Annotated in this window: 17 protein-coding genes; all 17 read left to right on the forward strand. The window is 63.2% G+C overall.

All coding sequences use genetic code 11. From position 1 onward, the window contains the following. Positions 1 to 39 precede the first annotated feature (39 nt). Entirely contained in the window at positions 40 to 246 is a 207-nt protein-coding gene (locus RGQ15_RS16965) for a cold-shock protein (RefSeq protein ID WP_311161832.1), read from the forward strand. A 292-nt stretch (positions 247 to 538) separates the two neighbouring features. Further along, positions 539 to 1546, forward strand: a complete 1008-nt coding sequence (locus tag RGQ15_RS16970) for an aKG-HExxH-type peptide beta-hydroxylase (RefSeq protein ID WP_311161833.1) — start codon at positions 539 to 541, stop codon at positions 1544 to 1546. Beyond that, positions 1546 to 3006, forward strand: coding sequence for a class I adenylate-forming enzyme family protein (locus tag RGQ15_RS16975; RefSeq protein ID WP_311161834.1), 1461 nt, complete (start codon positions 1546 to 1548; stop codon positions 3004 to 3006). The genes RGQ15_RS16970 and RGQ15_RS16975 overlap by 1 nt, the downstream gene beginning before the upstream one ends. 10 nt (positions 3007 to 3016) lie before the next feature. Then, a complete protein-coding gene (locus RGQ15_RS16980) occupies positions 3017 to 3256 on the forward strand; it encodes an acyl carrier protein (protein ID WP_311161835.1) in 240 nt (79 codons plus the stop codon). Further along, positions 3253 to 4434 (forward strand): hypothetical protein, encoded by a 1182-nt coding sequence (locus RGQ15_RS16985; protein ID WP_311161836.1) that lies wholly within the window; start codon positions 3253 to 3255, stop codon positions 4432 to 4434. The genes RGQ15_RS16980 and RGQ15_RS16985 overlap by 4 nt, the downstream gene beginning before the upstream one ends. 291 nt (positions 4435 to 4725) lie before the next feature. Next, the gene (locus RGQ15_RS16990) at positions 4726 to 5520 is read left to right on the forward strand and encodes a hypothetical protein (RefSeq protein WP_311161837.1); all 795 of its coding nucleotides are present in this window, start codon (positions 4726 to 4728) and stop codon (positions 5518 to 5520) included. A 207-nt stretch (positions 5521 to 5727) separates the two neighbouring features. Then, a complete protein-coding gene (locus RGQ15_RS16995; RefSeq protein ID WP_311161838.1) occupies positions 5728 to 7146 on the forward strand; it encodes a mechanosensitive ion channel family protein in 1419 nt (472 codons plus the stop codon). A 246-nt stretch (positions 7147 to 7392) separates the two neighbouring features. Continuing rightward, the gene (gene minC, locus RGQ15_RS17000; protein ID WP_311161839.1) at positions 7393 to 8157 is read left to right on the forward strand and encodes a septum site-determining protein MinC; all 765 of its coding nucleotides are present in this window, start codon (positions 7393 to 7395) and stop codon (positions 8155 to 8157) included. A 24-nt stretch (positions 8158 to 8181) separates the two neighbouring features. Further along, the gene (gene minD / locus RGQ15_RS17005; protein WP_311161840.1) at positions 8182 to 9000 is read left to right on the forward strand and encodes a septum site-determining protein MinD; all 819 of its coding nucleotides are present in this window, start codon (positions 8182 to 8184) and stop codon (positions 8998 to 9000) included. Positions 9001 to 9002: 2 nt separating this feature from the next. Then, positions 9003 to 9272, forward strand: coding sequence for a cell division topological specificity factor MinE (gene minE, locus RGQ15_RS17010; RefSeq protein ID WP_311162217.1), 270 nt, complete (start codon positions 9003 to 9005; stop codon positions 9270 to 9272). 264 nt (positions 9273 to 9536) lie between these two features. After that, entirely contained in the window at positions 9537 to 10370 is an 834-nt protein-coding gene (locus RGQ15_RS17015) for a PaaX family transcriptional regulator C-terminal domain-containing protein (protein WP_311161842.1), read from the forward strand. A 156-nt stretch (positions 10371 to 10526) separates the two neighbouring features. Next, positions 10527 to 11732 (forward strand): 3-oxoadipyl-CoA thiolase, encoded by a 1206-nt coding sequence (gene pcaF / locus RGQ15_RS17020; RefSeq protein ID WP_311161843.1) that lies wholly within the window; start codon positions 10527 to 10529, stop codon positions 11730 to 11732. 14 nt (positions 11733 to 11746) lie between these two features. Then, positions 11747 to 12733, forward strand: a complete 987-nt coding sequence (gene paaA / locus RGQ15_RS17025; protein ID WP_311161845.1) for a 1,2-phenylacetyl-CoA epoxidase subunit PaaA — start codon at positions 11747 to 11749, stop codon at positions 12731 to 12733. Between the two features lie 16 nt (positions 12734 to 12749). Next, on the forward strand, positions 12750 to 14201 hold the full coding sequence (locus RGQ15_RS17030; protein WP_311161846.1) for an amidase family protein: 1452 nt from the start codon (positions 12750 to 12752) through the stop codon (positions 14199 to 14201). 36 nt (positions 14202 to 14237) lie between these two features. After that, entirely contained in the window at positions 14238 to 14525 is a 288-nt protein-coding gene (gene paaB / locus RGQ15_RS17035; RefSeq protein WP_311161847.1) for a 1,2-phenylacetyl-CoA epoxidase subunit PaaB, read from the forward strand. Then, the gene (gene paaC, locus RGQ15_RS17040; RefSeq protein ID WP_311161848.1) at positions 14525 to 15298 is read left to right on the forward strand and encodes a 1,2-phenylacetyl-CoA epoxidase subunit PaaC; all 774 of its coding nucleotides are present in this window, start codon (positions 14525 to 14527) and stop codon (positions 15296 to 15298) included. Before paaB ends, paaC begins: the two co-directional genes overlap by 1 nt. Positions 15299 to 15303: 5 nt before the next feature. Beyond that, positions 15304 to 15828 (forward strand): 1,2-phenylacetyl-CoA epoxidase subunit PaaD, encoded by a 525-nt coding sequence (gene paaD / locus RGQ15_RS17045; RefSeq protein ID WP_311161849.1) that lies wholly within the window; start codon positions 15304 to 15306, stop codon positions 15826 to 15828. Positions 15829 to 15844: the final 16 nt, after the last annotated feature.

Consider the following 15844-nt stretch of genomic DNA (forward strand, 5'->3'; position numbering starts at 1 on the left):
AACCAGAAGCCCGTGTTTTATCAATCGCAGGAAGCGGACATGGCGACGGGCACCGTAAAATGGTTCAATAACGACAAGGGCTATGGATTCATCCAGCCCGATGCAGGTGGTTCGGACGTTTTCGTCCACATTTCCGCCGTAGAGCGGGCCGGCATCCGTAGCCTGCCGGATGGACAGAAGGTTTCGTACGAAATCGAACGCGGCCGGAATGGCAAAGACAGCGCCGTAAACCTGGCGCTCGTCTGATCCAGAACACGCGCGCCGGGGCCCGCTGAAGGGAGCCCGGCGCGAGCTTGCACGCAGATGTGCGGGCGTTCGCCTGCCTGATTCGCATGGCATGTCCCGAGCGGACAACCTTCTCCACTTAGGAATCTTTTGGTCGGACGTGTCGTCCGTGCCCCCAGCGGGATGCTCGACCTGTCGACGCGTCTGCGCAATTGGTCTGACGATCCTCGAGAAAGTCCGTGACAAGTTCCGGCGCCTTGATGAAGATCAGACCGAGTCAGAAGTGCATTTCACATCTGTCGGGGCATTGCGAATGACCAATTCTGTTCTTCCCAATTCTTCGAAAATGCTGCTTTTGCGGGCCGAGTTGCAGAACCGCCTGCACCAGTCGCTGGCCCATATGCTGACCGAAGTGGTCGAGCCAGAACCGGCGCTGGCCGTGAAGATTCAGGATGGATTGGCCCGAGTGCAGCGGAGTTTCCCCGAGCCTGCGCTTTTCGCTTTGCACATGGCCCTGCGCGACAGCCTGCTGGCGGGCGATCTTTCTGCTTTCATGGCCGCGCGCGCGCAATTTGCTGGCTGGCCCTTCGAAGATGCGGTGAGGCCCGATCTTGCGCTCCGAGTGCTTACGCCGTCCGAAATCGGGCGCAATAAGTTCGCGCTGATCGCCCGGGCGCTCGCCGATGATGTGGGCTTGACCGCGACACTCTGCCCTCCACCCGCCGGGGCAGCCTCGGTGATGGCCGAAGTTATCGCCCAAGCCGAGTCAGTGCTTGCGCAGACCGCGCCGGCCTGGGCGGCCGAATTGCAGCTTCTTATCTCGGACATTGTTCTGGCGGTCAGCGGAGACGATAGCGGGCGGCAGGGCTTTGCCGGCGGGTCGAGTTTCGATTTGTTCGGCGGGATACTCATGAACCCGCTCTACCGTGCCGATCTTGCACATTGCCTGATGACGCTGATCCACGAATCCTCGCATCTGCGCCTGTTCTGCTGGCATCTTGAAGATGAGATAGTGCTGAATGGCCCTGAGGAAACCTTTCGCTCGCCACTTCGTCGCCAGCCGCGCCCGATGGAGGGGATCTTTCACGCGACCTGGGTATCGGCTCGCATGGCTGTCTGTGGCGAGACAGTACTGTCTGAGCCGAATGGCGCGCTGACACCCGCCGACGAAGTCCGGCTCGGGCAGGATGTCGAGCGAGCACGCGCCACGTTTCGCGATGGCGTGGCGGTCGTGCGCGAGCATGGCCGACTGACCGAGCGAGGCAAAGAACTGATCGAGGATGCGCAAGACGCGGTCGCACATCTCGTGCAGGCCATCTGATGGCGGGCGAGGGCTTTGCCGATGCGCTTCGTCGCAGGCTGGCCCAAGACGCCGATCGGGAGGTAATCCGCGAACCGCAGCGCTGCCTGACGGGCGGCGATTTGCTGAACCGGGCAGAGCTGATCGCAGGCTGGCTTGCCCGGCAGGCGGAATGCGAAAGGGCAACCACGATCGGCCTGGCGCTCCACCGGAACAGTTGGATGATCGCGGCTGCGCTGGCTTGCTGGCGACTGGGCAAGGCGGCGCTTTTTCTTGACTATCGCCTCACGCCCACGGATGCGCGTTCCTGGCTCCGTCGGGCCGGACCTGTCATGATTGTCGCGTCCCAGGCACGTCTGCGCGATGCAGGTGCTGGTGTGGCGATCATGCCCGATCCCGACACTTTGCCCGCCCATGCCTTTGCTGACCACGATGCTGCCCCGGACGACATCTCTGAATTCGTCACCAGTTCGGGCGTCACGGGTGAGCCGAAGATAACGCCGATCAGTCATGAGCGATTGCTTGGCATGGTGCGGGCCTCGGCCGAGGATGGTCGACGCGGCCCATGGGGCGAGGCGCTTTCGCCGCTCAGCGTCGCCTTTGGCGGCTCGCGTCATGTCTGGTGGCGCAACCTTCTGGCAGGCAAGCGCATCCACGCGATGGAGATGCTCTTTTCGACCGCCGAACTTGACCGTGCCCTGCGCGAGCCGGGTGTCGAGGAATGTGGCCTGCCGCCACATCTGATCCGCGCCCTGCTGGACCATGCCCGCCGTCATCCCGGTCCCGAGCCGCGCTATCCCCACCTGCTCAAGCTGCATTGCATTGGTGGGCCGGCCAGGGCCGAAGACAAGCTTGCGGCACAGCAACTGCTATGCGCCGACTATCTGATGACCTACAGCTCGACCGAAACGGGCGTGTTGGCGCGAATCTCGGGTACCGACCTTCGGCGCAAGCCCGCCTCCTGCGGCAAGGTCAGCCTGCCGCCCGGTGCCCGTCTAGACATCATCGGAGAAGATGGCGCGCGCCTTCCTGTGGGAGAGGCGGGGCGCATCCGCGTGAGCTATCCGGCGCGAAGTGGCGGCGATACGATCCACCTGTACCCCGGCGATCATGGCTGGATTGACGATGAAGGGTTCCTGTTCATCACCGGCCGAGGTGCGGGGATACTATGCCGAAACGGTGTGAACTTCTCGGTCGCCGCGCTCGAAGCCAAATTGATGGCAAGCGGCCTTCTGCGCGATGTGGCCGTGCTGCCCATGCGCGCTGCGGCGGGGGATGATGCGCTTGCGATCGCGGTTCTTCCTCTTCATCCCGGCGCAAGCGAGATCGGTCGGAACTTGCGCCGCCACCTTGTAAGCCACGAACAGCCCGAGCATCTGATCCGGCTGCATCCCACCGACCTGACCCCTGGGGGCAAAATACCCCGAGCCGCGCTCCTTGAACGGCTGATTGCTGCCCCGCAAGATCTTGAGCACATCTGAAGGAAGCCAAATGGACGAAGCGACGGTGCGACAGGAAGTCATGCTCGCGTTCTCTCGCGTTCTTGGCTGCGAGTTGGGTGAGTTCGACAATTTTTTCGACCTCGGGGGGGATTCCCAGAAGGCGGTCGAGCTGATCGAGACGGTTTCCGAGCGTTTCGGCATCTATCTGGAGTTTGCATTGCTGCTCGATTGTCCAAGCCCGGCCGAATTGTCGGGCCGCGTATTGGGAAAGCTGGGCCGGGCCAGATGAGCTTGCCGAACGACGATGCGCCGCTGGTCGATCTTGCCACTGCGCTCCGGCGTATCGAGCTGGTGAATCGCAGTTGGCCCGGTGAAAAGCTTGAGCCTGTGGGGGCGCTGCGAGGGCTTGGGCTGGACGGCGATGCGGTGCCGGTCTTCTGGACGTTCAACTCTGCTCTGGAACTCCCGGCATTGGCATCGCAACTGCCGCCAGGCCAACCCATTGTCGGGATGCGTTCGCTGAACGAGATCGTGCATAAGGCTGCGCGCGAACGCAGCAGGATCGTCGATGTGCTTGCCGGCTATTATGCGCGAAACCTGATCGCGCGCTTTGGCAATGAGCCCTGCATCGTCGGTGGGAACTGTCAATCCGCCGAAGTGGCATGGCACGTCGCCCTGCACCTTCTCGCGGCTGGGGTCGATTTGCGAGGTTTCATCACTCTCGATGCGGACTGGCAGCTGCCGCTCCCGGTCCCGGTGCGGATGATATTCGGCAGCGAAAGTTCGTTCAACCCGAGCTTGCGAGTGGCGCGGGCCGAGATGGAGCGTCGGCACAGACATTGGTCCGCCCTGTTTCCCGCCTACGAATTCTGCGTCACTCAGGGAAGTCACGGCACGTATTTCCGTCCCGAGAATATCGCCGCACTTACCGATCACATCCTGGCTCCCATGCCGGCTTTCAAACTGCGGCCGACGGCGATACCGCAGCGTTGGAGCCTGCGCCGGAAGGGTGATCAATGGGTTCTGGCGCTGCCAGCCCGGCATATGCCCGAAGATGTTCGGGATGTGCTCGTCGTGCCCTTTCTGGGGCGACCTGATGCATCGCCTCTTGCCTGGTCGGAACTGTTCGACCTGGCCGCGCGACCAGAGCGCCGCGGGCGACATTGGCAGGTCCGCTTGGGGCCGCTGCCCGGGCCGGGCCCTTGGCAGGTCGCACCGCTCGCCTGCGCAAAGGGCATAGGGCCGCTTGCCTGGCCCCCCAACAAGGAGACGCTGCCGCTAGGGTGTATCAATCTTCCAATGGAAACCCCGGTCCGCAGATCCGGCGTGCTGAGGTGGCTTCAATGGCTGCGAAGCCCATTTTCAGGCCGGCGGCTCGCCCGGTTCGCCGATCTTCGGGGCGGAAGCGGCAACGCTGCCCCGGAGCATGAGAATCTTCGCGAGGTTCAATTTCGAGAGGATAACTGAGTTCATCAGGCCAATTCCCCTTTCGCTTGCAAACGCATTGCAACCGGATGCTATGCGCAAGCCCCGGACCTGTAAACGATCTTCTTTTAAACCGGTGCGATTGGCTGGGCATTGTTCCGATCTGCCCTGGCCGATGCCAGACGCGGCGGTTGCGATGGGACTCTGCTAGCCCGTTTCGCCAAGAACGAATCTTGGTGCCTCATCTCTGCTCTTGCCGTTTCAATCGCCCGGGATATCTTGTCGCGAAAGGTGGCCACACAGGCTGCCGGTGCGGGGCCTTGGATTGCACAGATGCCGTTCATCGAATTTCTAGAAAAGAACCCGCTCGCCTTCTTCCTTTGCTTGCTGGCAGGCCTGATCCTGTCCTTCGAACTGGGTCTGGGGATAGGAAGACGAAGGCGCAGAGCGATTGGCGCAGGTGCGGATGAAGGCGCCACGCTGGTCGTCGGCAGCGTTCTGGGGTTGCTGGCATTCGTGCTTGCCCTGAACCTTTCGACAGCATCCACGCGGCTCGAAAATCGCATGAATAGCGGTCTTGCGGAGGTCAATGCGATCGGGACGGCAATTCTTCAGGCGCAGGCCGTCGGAGGTGATCAGAGCGCGGCGATGGTGCAGGATCTCAAGCGTTATCTCTTGTTGCACTATCGTTTCGTGCGCGCGGCACCGGATTCGTCCGAGATCGGCGAAACCACTGCCGAGTCCGATCTGCTTCAGGCGCGGATCTGGACGATGCTGGAACGGCGAGTTGCCGAGGCGCCAACACCAGCCGTCACGTCCTTGATGAATTCTCTGAACAACGCTTTCGATTCCACGACCGCCATGCGGCTGATGATGGAATATCGGATGCCGATGCAGTTGATCTGGCTGCTGCTCGCGATGAGTGCCCTTGGCTCGGCAACTGTCGGTTACCAGTTCGGTCTGACCGGACGGCGCGGCCAGATGGCGGCGATCGTCCTTTCGGTCCTGTGGTGCGCGGTCGTGACGGAGATCATTGATATCGGCTCGGGGCGGATCTGGAGTTTCCGGACGGATGCCCGTGTCTATGAATGGGCGATGGACGGATTTGGAGTGGATCGAAGCCCTTGATTGCCTTCCGTGTTGCGACCTGTCGCCGCCATCTGCGAAGGGGGCGTTCCCAACGGGCGACACCCTGTGCTAGTCTGCCGCTGACATTCTAGAACGGCATAAGCAGCAAGGGAGTGGCCCTTTGTTTTCTCGCCCCGGAATAGACTGCCTTTCTCCAGATCCGCATTTTTTTGCCCTGACGGGATGCCGGGCCGAAAGGCACCAGCCATGATCGCGTCGGTCGGACGGCCCGCGCGGCTGCTGAGGTCTTTGACCGTCGCGATGGCGGTTTCGCTGGCCGCAGGCTCCGTCCTCGCCCAGCCCGCAGGTGGCGCAGATGAGCCGCCGCCAGTCACGACAGAGGATGTGCGGTCAGCACTGCAAGAGATCGTGGCTTCGGCTGACGCGGCCGAAGAGGCGGTGACAACAGACGATCCAGAGGTTGATCCTGTCGTGCTCGATAGGCTCCTGGAGCCCCTGACACTGAGCCAGCTCAAGACCGAGATGTCGGCATGGCAGGACCTTCTGCAAGGGGCTGTCAACGATCTTTCCGAGGCCGAGATCGAGTTGCTTCGCCTGAATGCCGAACAGGAAAAGGCGCAGGGCGAGGAGGCAGCCGACGCGCCGGCGGAGTCCGAGCCTGAACTGACCCCCGAGCAGGAAGAACTGGTCAAGAAGATCTCGGGGCTGCGTGAAAGACGAACCGCGATTTCGGACCGGTTCCGCCTGGTCATGGACGCCTATGAAGACAAGGGAGGAGACCCTGCCGATACCCAGAGCTATCGCGCATATGTCAAGGACGTGGGAGGAGTTCAGCTTGATACCCGGGATTTGAATTCGGCCTGGCTCACGCTCAAGGAATGGGCCTATGCCGAAGATGGCGGAAAGCGGCTGGCCCGCAAGGTCATGACCGTCCTTATTGCCACTGTGGTCGGTATCATGGTGGGATGGCTGCTGAGCCTTGCCGTCAGTACCACCCTCAGGAAGACGGGTCTGAGTTCCCAGTTGATGCGTCATTTCCTGCGACGCTGGATTGCCCGCCTTGGCGGGCTGATCGGCTTTCTCGTTGGCCTGTCGTGGATCGGCACAAACATGACCCCGATCCTTGCGGGGCTTGGTGCAGCGGGCTTCATTCTGGCCTTTGCGCTGCAGAACACGATCAGCAATTTCGCCAGCGGCATGCTGATCCTGTTCCTTCGCCCCTTCGACGCGGGGGATGAAATCGAGGCGGCGGGCGTTTCGGGTGAAGTCGAAAAGGTTTCCCTGTTCTCTACGCATTTGAGCACGGCCGAAAACCGCAAGGTGATCGTCCCCAACAACAAGATCTGGGAAGATGTCATCGTGAACTCGACCGGGGCCGACACGCGCCGTCTCTCGCTGGAGATCGAGGTCAAGGCATCCGAACACAGCCTGGACGAGGCCGAGTCGATCCTCCGCAAGGTCATGGAGGAGAACCCCGATGTCATGAAGGAGCCTGCGCCGGCCCTGACGCTCAGCGCAATGACCGGCGACGCATATACATTCACCTGCTGGCCTTGGGTGCAGACCGCAGAACGCAATCGCGTCCGATGGCAACTTGTGTCCGAGATCGGCAGACGCCTCAGCGTCGTGAAGGGGGCAACGAAACCCGCTGAAGAGTCATCGTGACGCGGTGCGTGGGGAAATGACCAATAACCGTCTTGGCATGCTGACGCTGGCAGCAGCGATCTGGCGGTCCTTTGCACGGTTGCGCAGGCAGCGTGAGATGGCGGTCAGATTTACGGCGCAACTTTGCCGAATTCGTATTTCGACTGTATTGTTCATGGACGCAGCGGCGCGGACGTATTACTGATTCAGAAAACACCCACGCGCAGGACACAACTTGTGCGTGTATAAATCGGGCAGAAGTCGAGCGTGCAAAAAGAACAATTCAGCGAGTCGACGTCGCGGCAGGTCGCGCGCGTCAAGCCCGTCCAGATCCGGGGACGCTTCTTTACGGCGGTGGCCATTCAGCTTGCCGGCGAGGCGGATGAGGGCTTTTTCGAGGCGCTGGATGTAAAGCTGCGCCAGACTCCGCAGTTTTTCGAGAATGCTCCGGTCGTCATTGACCTTGAGCAGTCTGTCGGGCTCGACAGTTCCGAGGCTATCGGCCGGATCGCAGATCAATTGAGAGCGAGAAAACTGTCGGTCTTTGGCATCCAGAATGCGACGGATCTTCAGATCGCCGCCGCCGAAAAGGCCGGCCTGATCCTTTTGCCCGGTGGTCGCAATGCACCCCTTGATCGGGTTTCGCGGCCAGATCGGCGCGCCGAGGTCGTTCAGGCACCGGTTGCGAAGGAGCCTCCTTTGCCGGGATCGCGGCTTGTCACCCAGCCGGTCCGTTCGGGGCAGACGATCTTTGCCGATCGCGGTGATCTGGTTATCATCGGGTCGGTCAGCTCCGGTGCCGAAGTGATCGCGTCGGGTAACATCCACGTCTACGGTCGCTTGCGCGGTCGCGCCCTTGCGGGGGTCAATGGAGACGTGTCCGCCCGGATTTTCTGCAATGATCTCGACGCCGAGCTTCTGGCGATCGCAGGTCTTTACCGAACAAGCGAAAACCTGGGGCCGGACATCCCCAGACAATATGTGCAGGTCTTTCTCGACGATGAGAAACTGCGCGTTGAAACCCTCAAGTAGTCCACGAAGCGAAAGGATGCGCAGGTGAGCAAGGTCATCGTAGTCACTTCTGGCAAAGGCGGTGTCGGCAAGACGACTTCCTCTGCCGCAGTCAGCGCCGGGCTTGCGATGCGCGGCAAAAAGGTTGTGGTCATCGATTTCGATGTGGGACTGAGAAATCTTGACATGATCATGGGCTGCGAGCGTCGCGTGGTCTTCGACTTCATCAACGTGATCCAGGGCGACGCCAAGCTGAAGCAGGCGCTGATCAAGGATCGTCGGCTTGAAAACCTGTTCGTGCTGCCGACCTCGCAGACCCGTGACAAGGATGCGCTGACGCAAGAAGGCGTCAAGGCGGTTCTGGACGAGTTGCGCGAAGAGTTCGACTATATCGTCTGCGACAGCCCGGCCGGGATCGAACGCGGCGCACATCTGGCCATGTATTATGCCGACGAGGCGATCGTCGTGACCAATCCCGAGGTTTCCTCGGTGCGTGACAGCGACCGGGTTCTGGGCCTTTTGAACAGCAAGACCCATCTGGCCGAAAAGGGCGACGGAAGCGCGGTGAAGTCGCATCTGCTGCTGACCCGTTTTGATGCTCAGCGCGCCTCGACTGGCGATATGATGAGCGTCGAGGACGTGCTTGAAATTCTCGCGATCCCGCTCCTGGGCATCATCCCGGAAAGCCCGACGGTGTTGCGGGCGTCGAACGTCGGCATGCCGGTGATCCTTGACGAGAAGTCCGCCGCGGCCAAAGCCTATGAAGATGCTGTCGGCCGGTTGGTCGGCGAGCAGATCGAGATGCGGATCAATCCCGCCGAACGTCGCGGCCTGCTTCAGCGTCTGTTGGGACGGACGGCATGAACATGTTCGGTTTTTCGTTCCGCCCGCGAAAGCCCAGTCCGGCAAGCACCGCCAAGGAACGGCTTCAGATCTTGCTGGCGCATGAACGCGCCGGCGGTTCCAGCCCGGACTACCTGCCGATGCTTCAACGCGACATTCTTGAGGTCGTTCGCCGCCACATGGAAATCGACAGCGATGCCGTCGAGGTCAAGCTCGAGCGTGGCGATGATCTGTCGAGTCTCGAGATCAACATCGAGCTTCCGGGCGCCACCAAGCTCAAGCGCGACAGCTGAGGCGACGGGCCCCAATCCTGTCTTCATTCTCCGGGCAGTTCGACTGGGTTGGGCCCGTCGAAATTTCGCGCCTCGGTCCGGGGCAGGCGGCGATACCGCATTCAGGTCGTCGGGTGGGGCACATAATTGCGCTTCGCCCTTGGCATCGACAGTCATGTTTGCCTGACGAATGACGCTCGCTATGGCGCAACCGACTGGCTCATCGTAAGAAATCTCACCTCGCGGGCTGCTCGTCGGTCTTTGGGTCTGCCGAAAGGGGGGGCGATGGCTGAGGATGGATTGATTGCGAAACTGCTTGAAGGGATCTCTCTGCGTTCCGCTGCCTTCATTGTCACGGTTTACGGCGATGTCGTGGTGCCGCGCGGCGGGGTTTTGTGGACCGGAACGCTGATCGAGGTCTGCCGACTGGTCGGGATCAATGAATCCCTCGTTCGCACCGCCATCTCGCGGCTGGTGGCGGCCAAGAGATTGCAGGGAGAGCGTGCGGGTCGGCGCAGCTATTACCGGTTGGACGCGTCTGCCCGGAAGGAGTTCGAAGAGGCTGCGGCGCTGCTTTACGCTCCGGACATGCCAACGCAGGGCTGGCAGATCATCCACGCGCCCGGCCTGACCGACGAGGAAGCCCGACGGCTGAGGCTGGGTAATATGGGCGGGCAGGTCTACATTCGCCCGGATCGCGGCCAGATCGCGCCGACCGCAAGCACGATGTTTCGTGCCGCCGATCCGGAAGATATAAGTCATCTGACGGCCTACTGGGATCTTGCGGGGCTTCAGGCGCGCTATCTGGACATGATCGCCCGGTTCGAGCGCCTGCGCACGGCGATTGGCCGTGACCGAATGTCGGACGCCAGCGCGCTGGTGGCGCGACTGCTGCTGGTCCACCTTTATCGCGCTGTGCTTCTGAAAGATCCGCGACTGCCTCAGGCTGCGCTTCCGGCCGATTGGAAAGGCCATGCAGCCAAGGAGCTTTTCCGTGAGCTTTACCTGGGTCTCACCGAAGCGGCGGAACGTCACATTGCAGCGCGATTCGAGGGGATCGACGGACTTCTACCCGCCGAAACTCAGGAAACGCGGATCAGACTGACCGGATTGAGATGAAATATTCGCATTTCCAACGCCTTGATCGCATATTTCAAAACATCACATAAAATATGAATTTTCTATTTATTCGTGATGTTTTGTCGCGTATAAGCTGACCAAGCGGTCGGTGAATTGGAGGTTTGCCGATCTTTCCACACTTCAAGGGAGCGAGGCATGAACGACGCCTTCATCTGCGACGCGGTACGGACGCCCATCGGGCGTTACGGCGGGGCCCTGGCCTCGGTCCGGGCGGACGATCTGGCGGCCTTGCCGCTGAAAGCGCTGATGGAGCGCAATCCGGGCGTCGACTGGTCCGCGGTCGATGACCTGATCTTCGGCTGCGCCAACCAGGCCGGCGAGGACAACCGCAACGTGGGCCGCATGGCGGTGCTGCTGGCGGGCATGCCCATCGGCGTTCCGGGAACCACGATCAACCGGCTCTGCGGTTCGGGCATGGATGCGGTCGGCATGGCCGCCCGCGCGATCCGGGCGGGCGATTGCGATTTCGTCCTCGCGGGCGGCGTCGAGTCGATGTCCCGCGCGCCCTTCGTCATGCCCAAGGCCGAAAGCGCCTTTTCGCGCAGCAATGCGGTCTATGACACCACGATCGGCTGGCGCTTCGTCAACCCGGCGCTGAAGAAGCAGTTCGGCGTCGATAGCATGCCGCAGACCGCCGACAACGTCGCCGCCGATTTCGGCATCTCGCGCGAGGACCAGGATGCCTTCGCCGCGCGCAGCCAGGCCCGCTGGGCCGCCGCGGAAAAGGCAGGCATCTTCGCCGCCGAGATCGTCCCGGTCAGCGTCGCGCAGCGCAAGGGCGAGCCGGTCATCGTCGCGACCGACGAGCATCCCCGTCCCGGCACCACGGCCGAACAACTGGCCAAGCTCAAGGGCGTCAACGGCCCCGATCTGTCCGTCACCGCGGGCAATGCCTCGGGCGTGAATGACGGCGGGGCCGCGCTGGCGATCCTGTCGGGCGCCGCCGCCCGCCAGCACGGCCTGACGCCCAAGGCCCGGATCGTTGCCATGGCCGCCGCCGGGGTCGAGCCCCGCATCATGGGCATCGGCCCCGCGCCCGCCGCCCGCAAGGTGCTGGAACGCGCCGGTCTGACCATCGGCCAGATGGATGTGATCGAGCTGAACGAGGCTTTCGCCAGCCAGGCCCTCGCCACGCTGCGCGACCTTGGACTGCCGGATGACGCACCCCATGTTAACCCGAACGGAGGGGCCATCGCACTTGGCCATCCGCTGGGCATGTCGGGCGCCCGGCTCGTGACCACCGCGATGTATCAGCTTCACCGCAGCGGGGGGCGCTACGCGCTTTGCACCATGTGCATCGGCGTGGGGCAGGGTATTGCCATGATCATCGAACGCGTCTGACAGGGAGGCCAGCCATGTATGCACAGCTTGTGAAATCCGAAGGGTCGAAGACCCGCGACGAGATGACGCCCGAGGAAATCGCCTTCCAGGAGCGCATCGACCGCGGCGAGAAGATCGAGCCCAAGGAATGGATGCCGGAAGGCTATCGCAAGACCCTGATCCGCCAGATCGGCCAGCACGCCCATAGCGAGATCGTCGGCCAGCTGCCCGAGGGCAACTGGATCACCCGCGCCCCCACGCTCGAGCGCAAGGCGATCCTGCTGGCCAAGGTGCAGGACGAGGCGGGCCACGGCCTTTATCTTTACTCGGCGGCCGAAACCCTGGGTGTCTCGCGCGACGAGCTGCTCGAGGCGCTGCATGCCGGCAAGATGAAATATTCCTCGATCTTCAACTATCCGACCCTGACCTGGGCCGATATCGGCGCGGTCGGCTGGCTGGTCGATGGTGCGGCGATCATGAACCAGGTGCCGCTGCAGCGGACCTCGTATGGCCCCTATAGCCGCGCGATGATCCGCATCTGCAAGGAGGAAAGCTTCCACCAGCGCCAGGGCTACGACATCATGATGAAGATGGCCTCGGGCACGCCCGAGCAGAAGGCGATGGCGCAGGACGCGCTGAACCGCTTCTGGTATCCGGCGCTGATGATGTTCGGCCCCTCGGACAAGGACTCGGTCCATTCGGTCCAGTCCATGGCCTGGAAGATCAAGATGAACACCAATGACGAGCTGCGTCAGAAATTCGTCGACCAGACCGTGCCGCAGGCCAAGTATCTGGGCCTGACCGTTCCCGACCCGAACCTGAAATGGAACGAGGAAAAGGGCGGCCACGATTTCAGCGAGCCGGACTGGTCGGAATTCTTCGCGGTGATCGCCGGCAACGGCCCCTGCAACGAAGAACGCCTGGGCGCGCGCGTCAAGGCCTGGGAGGACGGCGCCTGGTTCCGTGACGGGCTGATGGCCCATGCCGAGAAAGCGGCCGCGCGTCGCCAGGCCGCGGAATGAGCCTTTGGGGGAAATGATGGACGATCTTGCACCGAAACTTGCCGCCAAGGCCGCGAACCGCCAAAGCGCGGGCGAAATCCTTGCCTCGATCCGCGACGGTGGCACCACGGCGGTCGCGGCAGTCGAGGCCGCGCTGTCCGGCATTGCAGGCTGGTCTGAACTGAACGCCACCGCCCATCTGAACGCGGATGCGGCGCTGGCCGCCGCGCGCCGGGTCGATGCCGGCGAGATCACCGGCCCGCTGGCCGGCCTGCCGATCGTCGTCAAGGACAATATCCAGGTAGCGGGCCTGCCTGCCGCCGCCGGAACCCCGGGCCTGCAGGATGCGATTGCCGGGGCCGACGCCCCGGTTCTGGCCAAACTGGTCGAGGCCGGCGCCATCGTCGTCGCCACCGCGAACATGCACGAGCTGGCCTTCGGCATCTCGGGCTACAACCCGACCTACCGGACCGGCTCGGAGATGGGCGTGCGCAACCCCTTTGACCTGACCCGCTTTGCCGCGGGTTCCTCCAGCGGCACCGGCGCGCTGGTCGGATCTGGCGCGGTGGCTGCCGGGCTTGGCACCGATACCGGCGGCTCGGTCCGCCTTCCGGCCGCGATCAACGGCATCTCGGGCCTGCGCCCGACCCTCGGCCGCTACCCGGCCGAGGGGCTGGTGCCGATCTCGCGGACCCGCGACACCGCCGGCGCGCTCGCCGCCAGCGTCGCCGATATCGAGCTGATCGACCGCGTCATCACCGGCGCGGCCGAGATCCAGCCCGCCGCGCTGAAAGGCCTGAAGCTTGGCCTTGGGGCAGAGTTTCTCGCCGGGCTGGACGAGGATGTGCAGGCGGTCTGGAACGGCGTGATCGCGCGGCTGGAAGCCGAGGGCGTGGAATTCGTCACGCTCGATGTCGCCGAGATCTTCGCGCTGAACCATGCCGTCAGCTTCCCGGTCTGCTTCGGTGAGGCGGGTGACCATCTGCGCGACTACCTGGCCGCGCATGTCCCCGGCAAGACCATCGAGGATGTCGTGGCGGCGATGGTCAGCCCCGATGTGCGCGCCACCTACGAGAGCTTCATCCTGCCCGGCATGATGCCGACCCCGGATGGTGGCCTGACCGAGACCGCGCCGATCTATCGCCACGCGATCGAGGTCGCGCGTCCGGCGCTGATCGAGGCCTATCGCAAGCTCTTCGCCGAAAGCGGCGTCGCGGCGGTGATCTTCCCGACGACGCCGCAGGTCGCGGCCAAGCAAGCCCCCGAGGCCAGCGCGCCCGAGGTCTTTGGCGCCTATATCCGCAATGCCGATCCCAGCTCGAATGCGGGCATTCCCGGCCTTTCCGTCGCGGCGGGGCTGGGGCCGGTGACCGGCCTGCCGGTCGGCATCGAGCTGGACGGGCCGGAAGGTTCCGACCGCGACCTGCTCGCCATCGGGATGGCGATCGAATCCCTGCTCGGGCGCACCGCTCTGCCCGTCAGCGCATGAACAACCTGCCTTCACGGCAAAAGGGAGGACTCGAGAATGTCCAAGAATGAATGGCCGCTCTGGGAAGTTTTCATCCGGGGTCAGCACGGCCTGAATCACCGCCATGTCGGCAGCTTGCACGCGCCCGACGCCGAAATGGCGATCTGCAATGCCCGCGACGTCTATACGCGCCGTAACGAGGGCGTCTCGATCTGGGTCGTGAAGTCGAATGACATCACCGCCTCGGCCCCGTCCGAGAAAGGCCCGCTGTTCGAGCCGTCGAACTCGAAGGTCTATCGCCACCCGACCTTCTTCGACATCCCCGAAGAAGTGGGGCACATGTGATGGCCGAGCTTGCAAGCATCGACCGGACCGCTTTCGCGGAATGGCTGCTGCGGGTCGGGGACAATGCCCTGATCCTGGGTCACCGCGTCTCGGAATGGTGCGGCCATGCGCCCGCGCTGGAAGAGGACATCGCGCTGGCCAATACCGCGCTCGACCTGATCGGCCAGTGCCAGCTCTGGCTCGGCCTTGCCGCCGAGGTCGAGGGCAAGGGCCAGACTGCCGACCAGCTGGCCTATCTGCGCGACGCGGGCGCCTTCCGCAACCTGCTGCTGGTCGAGCGCCCGAATGGCGATTTCGGCGTGACGCTGATGCGCCAGTTCCTGTTCGACGCCTTCCATGCCGAGCTGCTGCGCGCGCTCGAGAAATCGAGCGACCCGCGCGTCGCCGAGATCGCCGCGAAAGCCGGCAAAGAGGTGGCCTATCACCTCGAACGCTCGGCCGACCTGGTGATCCGTCTGGGCGATGGCTCGGCCGAAAGCCATTCGCGGATGGAAAAGGCGCTGAAATCGCTTTGGGCCTATACCGGCGAGATGTTCCTGGACGATGCGACAGACGCGGCCATGGCCGAGGCCGGCATCGCGCCGCTGCCCTCCAGCCTGAAAGCCGGCTGGGACGAGACGGTGAATGCGGTCCTGGCCGAGGCGACGCTGGAAAACCCCGGGCAGGCCTGGCAGCACAAGGGCGGCAAGCAGGGCATCCATTCCGAGCATCTGGGCTTCATCCTGGCCGAGATGCAGTTCCTGCAGCGCGCCTATCCGAACGCCGTCTGGTAAGCGCCATGGCCGCCGCGCTTCATCCCGGCACGGATCAGGTCTGGGACTGGCTCTCGCAGGTCCCGGACCCCGAAATCCCGGTCATCAGCCTGACGGACCTCGGTATCATCCGCGCTGTCGCCTGGGCCGATGACACGCTGGTCGTCACCGTCACGCCGACCTATTCGGGCTGCCCCGCGACCAGCATCATCAATCTCGATATCGAGACCGCCCTGCGCGGCCACGGCATCGAGAAGCTGCGGCTGGAACGCCAGCTTTCGCCGCCTTGGACGACGGATTGGATCACCGCGGAGGGCCGCGACAAGCTGCGCGCCTATGGCATCGCGCCGCCGATCGACGGCACCGCCGCCGATGGCCGGCTGGCCGGGCGCATCGCGCGGCTCGCGGGGTCCTCGAACCTGGTGATCGCCTGCCCGCGCTGCGGCTCGACCAAGACCGAGAAACTCAGCCAGTTCGGCTCGACGCCCTGCAAGGCAAGCTATCGCTGCACCGACTGTCTGGAACCCTTCGACTATTTCAAATGCATCTGAGGATGCATCCCGCTTC

The sequence above is a fragment of the Paracoccus sp. MBLB3053 genome, from assembly GCF_031822435.1.
GTDB classification, from domain to species: Bacteria; Pseudomonadota; Alphaproteobacteria; order Rhodobacterales; family Rhodobacteraceae; genus Paracoccus; species Paracoccus aurantius.

Excerpts from the sequence above, each read along its gene's own strand:
- paaC (WP_311161848.1), top strand. The coding sequence starts at position 14,525 with ATGGCCGAGCTTGCAAGCATCGACCGGACCGCTTTCGCGGAATGGCTG.
- paaA (WP_311161845.1), top strand. The coding sequence starts at position 11,747 with ATGTATGCACAGCTTGTGAAATCCGAAGGGTCGAAGACCCGCGACGAG.
- pcaF (WP_311161843.1), top strand. The coding sequence starts at position 10,527 with ATGAACGACGCCTTCATCTGCGACGCGGTACGGACGCCCATCGGGCGT.
- RGQ15_RS16995 (WP_311161838.1), top strand. The coding sequence starts at position 5,728 with ATGATCGCGTCGGTCGGACGGCCCGCGCGGCTGCTGAGGTCTTTGACC.
- RGQ15_RS16975 (WP_311161834.1), top strand. The coding sequence starts at position 1,546 with ATGGCGGGCGAGGGCTTTGCCGATGCGCTTCGTCGCAGGCTGGCCCAA.
- minE (WP_311162217.1), top strand. The coding sequence starts at position 9,003 with ATGTTCGGTTTTTCGTTCCGCCCGCGAAAGCCCAGTCCGGCAAGCACC.
- RGQ15_RS16990 (WP_311161837.1), top strand. The coding sequence starts at position 4,726 with ATGCCGTTCATCGAATTTCTAGAAAAGAACCCGCTCGCCTTCTTCCTT.
- RGQ15_RS16985 (WP_311161836.1), top strand. The coding sequence starts at position 3,253 with ATGAGCTTGCCGAACGACGATGCGCCGCTGGTCGATCTTGCCACTGCG.
- paaD (WP_311161849.1), top strand. The coding sequence starts at position 15,304 with ATGGCCGCCGCGCTTCATCCCGGCACGGATCAGGTCTGGGACTGGCTC.
- RGQ15_RS16980 (WP_311161835.1), top strand. The coding sequence starts at position 3,017 with ATGGACGAAGCGACGGTGCGACAGGAAGTCATGCTCGCGTTCTCTCGC.
- RGQ15_RS16970 (WP_311161833.1), top strand. The coding sequence starts at position 539 with ATGACCAATTCTGTTCTTCCCAATTCTTCGAAAATGCTGCTTTTGCGG.
- paaB (WP_311161847.1), top strand. The coding sequence starts at position 14,238 with ATGTCCAAGAATGAATGGCCGCTCTGGGAAGTTTTCATCCGGGGTCAG.
- RGQ15_RS16965 (WP_311161832.1), top strand. The coding sequence starts at position 40 with ATGGCGACGGGCACCGTAAAATGGTTCAATAACGACAAGGGCTATGGA.
- RGQ15_RS17030 (WP_311161846.1), top strand. The coding sequence starts at position 12,750 with ATGGACGATCTTGCACCGAAACTTGCCGCCAAGGCCGCGAACCGCCAA.
- RGQ15_RS17015 (WP_311161842.1), top strand. The coding sequence starts at position 9,537 with ATGGCTGAGGATGGATTGATTGCGAAACTGCTTGAAGGGATCTCTCTG.